Source organism: Ramlibacter sp., assembly GCF_013697775.1.
GTDB lineage: Bacteria > Pseudomonadota > Gammaproteobacteria > Burkholderiales > Burkholderiaceae_C > Ramlibacter.
In genome coordinates this window covers 1-2196 of record NZ_JACCWG010000385.1, presented here as the reverse complement: position 1 = coordinate 2196, position 2196 = coordinate 1, and the positions used below count along the sequence as shown (strand labels likewise).

Annotated in this window: 2 protein-coding genes; both read left to right on the top strand. The window is 69.1% G+C overall.

What is annotated here, in order from left to right:
• Nucleotides 1–115 precede the first annotated feature (115 nt).
• Nucleotides 116–1357, top strand: coding sequence for a cystathionine gamma-synthase family protein (locus tag H0U68_RS19635; RefSeq protein WP_296358592.1), 1242 nt, complete (start codon nucleotides 116–118; stop codon nucleotides 1355–1357).
• Nucleotides 1358–1447: 90 nt separating this feature from the next.
• On the top strand, nucleotides 1448–2196 hold a 749-nt coding region (locus tag H0U68_RS19630), incomplete at its 3' end, for a transglutaminase-like domain-containing protein (RefSeq protein WP_296358591.1).

The following is a 2196-nucleotide window of genomic DNA, read 5'->3' as shown; positions in this document are numbered from 1 at the left end:
GCAGCACCTGGGACCAGCGCGGCGCTGGCGGCCCCGGCCATGCGCCCGGCCGCACCGCACCGCGCGGCGCGGGCGGCTGGACCCCCTCGGCCAAGACCACCAAGGAGAGCGCGCGATGAGCAGGGACAAGCCCGGCCTGGCTACCCGCATCGTCCATGCCGACCGGCATTTCGGTGTCGAGCACAACGCCATCCGCAAACCCATCCACAACTCCGTGCAATACAGCTTCGACAAGGTCGAAGACCTGATCGGGGTGTTCCAGGGCACGGTGAAGAACGCCTTCAACTACTCGCGCACCGGCACGCCCACCACGGCGGCGCTGGAGGCCAAGCTCACGCAGCTGGAGGAAGGCGTGGGCTCGGTCTGCTATGCCTCGGGCATGGGCGCGATCTCGGCCACGCTGTTGACCATGCTGAAAGCCGGCGACCAGCTGATCTCGGGCCGCTACGTGTTCGCCGGCACCAACAGCCTGTTCGGCACCATGCGCGACCTGGGCATCGAGGTCGCCATGGTCGACACCTGCAATGCCGCCAACGTGGAGGCCGCGCTCAAGCCGAACACGCGCATGGTGTTCGTGGAGACCATCGCCAACCCGGGCACCGAGGTGCCGGACCTGGGCGCCATCGGCGAGCTGTGCGCGCGCCACGGCATCCTGTTCGTGATCGACAACACCATCACCTCGCCTGCGCTGTTCCTGCCGCGCCGCGTGAAGGCGGGGCTGTCGATCAACTCGCTGAGCAAGACCATCAGCGGCCACGGCGTGGCGCTGGGCGGCGTGGTCACCGACACCGGCGTGTTCGACTGGCAAACCCATCCGAACATCTCGCACGACTACCGCAAGGGCGACCCGCGCCTGTGGGGCCTGCAGCAGCTGCGCAAGAAGGGCCTGCGCGACATGGGCGCGTCGCTGTCGTCGGACTCGGCCAGCCAGATCGGCATCGGCGCGGAGACGCTGGCGCTGCGCATCAAGCAGTCCAGCAGCAACGCGATGGCGCTGGCGAAATTCCTGCAGGGCCATCCCGCGGTCAAGCGCGTGAACTATCCCGGCCTGGAAAGCCACCCGCAATACGCGCTCGCGCGCGAGCATTTCAGCGCCGCCTCGTGGCTGCTGTCGTTCGAGTTCAAGGACCTGCCGGAGATGCTGCCGGCCATGAACCGGCTGCAGATTGCCTCGCGCGCCACCGGCATGGGCGACACGCGCACGCTGGTGATCCCGGTGGCGCCCAGCATCTACTACGAGGCCGGGCCCGAGGCGCGGGCGCTGATGAACGTCACCGACGGCCTGGTGCGGGTGTCGGTGGGGATCGAGGAAGTGGACGACCTGCTGGACGATTTTGACCAGGCGCTGCGGGGCTGAACCGCGCGCGAACCTCGCAGGTAAGGCGAACGTTCCTGCCGGGCTGCCATCGCCTTGACAGCCCGGCAATGGCGCCGCTACCCTGGGCGCTTGCCCTTCCCCACAGACATTCCCTCCGGCGACTCCATGCCATCGGACAGCAGCGATGACGCGGCTTGGCTGCGCTCCACACCGCTGATCGACCTGGAGGACCCCAAGCTGCGGCTGAAGGCGCAATCGCTCACGCAACTGTGCCGCACGCCGCGCGAACGCGCGCTGGCGCTGTACGGCTACGTCAAGCGCATTCCCTACACCAAGCCGCTGAAGCTGCAGCCGCACAGCGCGCGCTCGGTGATCGAAGCCGGCGTGGGCGACGCGCCCGACAAGGCGGCGCTGTTTGCCGGGCTGCTGCGGCTGGCCGGCATTCCCGCCCGCCTGCATTGCTACGAGCTGCGCGGCGACCTGCTGCGCGGGCTGACCGGCGGCCTGAGCAGCATCATGCGCGCCGTGATCGAAGCCAAGCTGGACGGCGCATGGATCGGCACCGACACCTACGTCTACGACGCGCCGTACGTGGCCGCCGCGCGCGACCAGCTGGCGCTCAACGGCTGGGACTACGGCTACGGCATCCACCGCGACGGCCACCGCCTGTGGAACGCGCAGGAGTCCATCTACCTGAACGCCTGCGCGCCCGCGCAGGACCCGCTGGTGCTGCGCGACATGGGCGTGTTCATCGACGAGAACGAGTTGGTGAACTCCGAGTCGTTCACCCATTCGCCACTGCTGCGGCTCGCGCGCTGGGACACCCTGGCGCCCGGCATCAACCGCGCCGTGCGCGCGCTGCGCGCGCAGGCGTCCGG